The following is a 4,147-nucleotide window of genomic DNA, read 5'->3' as shown; positions in this document are numbered from 1 at the left end:
TTCTACGATAGTATAAATAAATCAATAAAAATATAAATGAAATAAAACATAGAAGCTTTATGATTGACATCTCCCATATTATTATAAGAATTTTATAAATGACCATATTCTTAATAGTCCGGTTTTTATTAAATTCCGGTAATTAATCTGGCACTTGATGGGCTGGATAAAGGTAAATTTCTTTTCCTCAGTAAGTACCTTCAGTTGCCTGTATAATTCTTTCCACTCTTTAATTCCAAAATAGATATGGGCCCATGCTGCTCTTAAGTATTAATGGTGGTATCCTTCAAACCTTTTTGTTTAAGTGCCATGATATAGTGATCCCCCAGCTTTTTATCAATAATAGCAATACTAGCAACATTTCAAGCTGAAAATCATCATATAACTTCTTAATAGTTTTTTCTACTGGGGCTGCGGTTATCCTTTTCATTTTTCTTGTCTAGGTCAATTTCTTCGTCTCCCTTTAAGAAATATTGGTGTTAAAGGTACCTATTAACCGAAATTGTCCACACGATTAGCATTTCGCTTAAATTAAAAAGGCCAATGCTTGAATCGCTTCTAAGCATTGACCTATAAGGCTTTAAGCCTATAAATGATACCGGTGGCCGGGGTCGAAACAGCTCCCTTCATAAACACTGAATTTTTTTGGTTTCCAAATATGCTTATGTAAAAATTAGACGCACTGCTATATTTCCGAAAAATACGGTTTTCCGCAAGTAATGCCATCTTTACCATTGGGGCTATCAGCAAATACTGCACAGGTTAAAGTTGAAGGGATATCTTTGGTTTTTATGATTCTACATCCTTAAATGCATCTTTCAATGAATCTACTTTAATCTCAATATCTTTATTTAATTTGTTTAGAACCTCCTGAATAGGTTTTGCCTCTTGTCCCATAAGTGTTTGTTTGATTTGATCTTTCACATCGCTTAATGGCTTTTCCTTTCTATCTGTTACCTTAATAATGTGATAACCAAACATCGTTTTGACTGGCTCGCTTACTTCATCTTTTTTCAATTTTAAAGCCGCTGCTAGAAATGTCGGATCCATTTCCTTGTTTTTGCCGGAAAGATAGCCCAAATCTCCGCCAGCTAATGCAGACACCTTATCTGTTGAATGTTTTTCTGCTAATTCGGCAAAGTCCGTTCCTTTCTCTAATTCCTCGATAATTTCTTTTGCCGTCGACTCCTTATCCACGAGAATATGGCTAGCTTTCACCTCCGTGTATTCGTCTATATGTTGTACAAAATAATCATTGATTTCTTTATCTGAAACTTCCACCCCCTCGGTTGTTGCTTTAAAGAAATAAAGGGTTTGTTTAATTTGTTCTATTAAATCCTCTTCGTCTTTAAAACCCTGTTGGATGAGAAGCATTTCAAATCCAGCTTCATCTCCGGCCAGTTCCTTTATCTCGTTCAACCGCTGATTCACCTCTTTATCAGTTACCTCATACTTACCTTCCAAAATTTGCATATAAACCAACTTCTGAATCAATTCTTTTCCCCGCTCGGTACTTGACACTACTTGAAACAAATCATCTTCTGTAATCGTTCCATAGTCCGTTTTCACAAGTACCTTGCTCTCTTCGCCTAAGGTTTGCTTCGTACAGGCGCCAAGTATTAAGAGCAATGATAATATGGCTATAACTGTGATTGTTTTCTTCAACTATCTTCACCCCTACTTTTGACAACTTCCCAAAGTCATTGCCCTTGATGGATTTTAAAAATCGGCTTATATTCATAAAAAATCTAATAAATGGATGTAACCGTTTCTCAACCTACTTAAATGTGGCGGGACAGTTCGCCAACTGTCCCAGCCATTCTATTGTTTTTGTTTCCTATGAGTCCCATAAACTCACATTTGTTCCCCCCGCACCAGGCAGCGCTGGCACAGGAGGTATTTTCTAAAAAGGTGAATCTACCTTATTGCCAGATCTCAATCATTGCATCGGCATACGCTTTCAAGCTGTTATACGCTTTATCGGAGATCTGATCCGCATCTTTCTTAAGATCTAGGAATTGTTTGAAGTCATTAATATGTTTGACAACTTTATCTGGAGAGCCATTCTTTTCAAATTGTTCCACAGATCTTAAATGTGCTTTCAGTGCTTGTGCTGCACCTGCTTTGAATTCTCCCTCATTGTTAAAGCTATCAATTACAGAGCTTATACCTGTTGCGCTAAGTTTACTAGGTAATAGATTCGTCACAGAATCGCTTTGACTAGAGTCTGTCTCTGATGTGGCTGTAAACGTAAGGCTTTCTGGAGCTGTTTTGCCCTTCGGAATTTTCACGTATACAGGTACAGCGACGGTTGCGCCAGGTTCCACAGCAACTACGTTGTGCTCAAGCTGCACTTCCCAATCATCGCCGGCAGAAGCGTTGACACGAATAAGATCCTTCGCTTCACCGGTATTAGTGACATTAAAATGATAGACCGCTACTTTGTCTTCTACAGCAGGTTGCACATTACCAGTGCTTACATCTACCCCGAGTTTATAGTCACCTGTGCCCTCAGTGTGACGTACGGCAACCTGATAACGAAGTACTCCTTCAGCGCCTTTGTTGTTCCCTAAAACGTAGAAATGAAGTTTATTGTATGGATCGATGTACTCACTGACAATTGTGTCTTGATCAATTGAACCATCGAATTGTCCGGAGACCAACGTTGCTCCATTACCAGATTTGAATAACGCATCAAGTAATTGACGAGGGTCACCTTTACCAACCATAGCTGTTGTGCCGTCAGGTCTCGTAAAGTCCTTCAGATTGATATCCTCAGGATGTGAATCGACTACCCACATAAACGGGGCAGTCTCAGCATTTTTTGTTTTGGCTATCAATACCCCAGAGTCAGCTGCAAAGGAATCCGCACCAATGCGGTCTACCACTTCAATGGTGTAGTTATTGTACTTGTTGTTATTGTTATTGCCTATTTTATCGTTACGCCAGTCACCTGTCAGATAATCGCTTGGTGTTAAATCTCCATTCATGCTGATGTTGATACCGTGGATTCCGGTTCGGCCAAATTTACTGCCAATTGGCGCTTGACGCGAGATCACATCCGCAAACACCGGTCCAGATTCTTTTAATTCATCACGGTTTAACTGCAGGACTTCATCATCAGATACAAATCCTTGTTTCATCTTATTTCGAAGCATATGTGGTGCCGATAAAGAAGCACCAAGGGTAGATGGAATCATCCAGCGAGTGTGTGTTCCACCGGGGCCGTTAAATGAACCACGGCTCATCGTTTCCCAATAACCCGTATAGGTTCTAGGGTCAAGAGCCGCATTATTGTAGTTATCGCCAAGACCGCGGAGATGGCCAAATTCGTGAGCAAATGTCCCCATGCCATCACTTTCACCTTGGATAGAGACACGAATCGTTTTGCCATTTATTCTTGCACTAGATGCAGCCGACCAAATCGTTTTGGCTGCATAGTAGGATGTCCATGGTACATAGCGAGTCGGTGCCCAGTTTGGTGTGTTTTCAAATCCAGGTAAATCCGGCGGTCCAAATTCATCAGACACTGACTCCTGATTCAGGAACATCATTTCGCCAAATTCTTGCCATACAGTCGATTCATCATAGCCGGCATGAACGATGAACGCAAAGTCATACTCTTCTCCAGATGCAGTTAAGTCAGCTGCAGCCGCATTTACACCATCTGTAAAAAGGTTTCCACTTGGATATTGCTCTGGCTTGGTACCAGGATTCATAGAGTTAAGCCCATACTGAAATTCGTATTTATCCAAGCGGTACGGACCATAAGAATCAAGGCTTACGCCCCATTTCCCCTGAGAGTTCTCTTTCCAAAAGCCATCGATTGTCTGATAATTGTTAAGTTCACTTGGAGTATTTAGAAAGTCCTTCCACCATTGTCCTAGTTGCTCACGTGGAATTGCGTCGACTTGTGGGTTACCAGCGATCTCTGAACCCTTCGGTTGGGTCAAGATAAAATCCTGATCCGGAAAGTCAACCAAAATCAAGGCCCCTCTAAGTTCTGTTTCAGGCTGAATATCCGCTGTATTCCAGTCGATACCCGGAACAGGATTATAATCATTCCACGTCATATCCTCTGGGTTTACCCATGATAGGGGATCCACTGGGTCGGGCATTTGATCTAGCCCTGGTTCCGCAGCAAAAG

Annotated in this window: 2 protein-coding genes; both read right to left on the bottom strand. The window is 40.9% G+C overall.

Features of this window, described 5'->3' with window-relative positions:
• Positions 1-789: 789 nt before the first annotated feature.
• Entirely contained in the window at positions 790-1,665 is an 876-nt protein-coding gene (locus tag V7149_RS23125; protein ID WP_335347931.1) for a peptidylprolyl isomerase, read from the bottom strand.
• Positions 1,666-1,922: 257 nt separating this feature from the next.
• The coding region (locus tag V7149_RS23120) for a M6 family metalloprotease domain-containing protein (protein WP_335347930.1) at positions 1,923-4,147 on the bottom strand (2,225 nt) is incomplete at its 5' end.

It is taken from the genome of Bacillus sp. JJ1503, assembly GCF_036965125.1.
Classification (GTDB): domain Bacteria; phylum Bacillota; class Bacilli; order Bacillales; family Cytobacillaceae; genus Cytobacillus.
The sequence above is the reverse complement of the archived record's forward strand: the minus strand, read 5'-3'. Positions and strand labels throughout refer to the sequence as shown.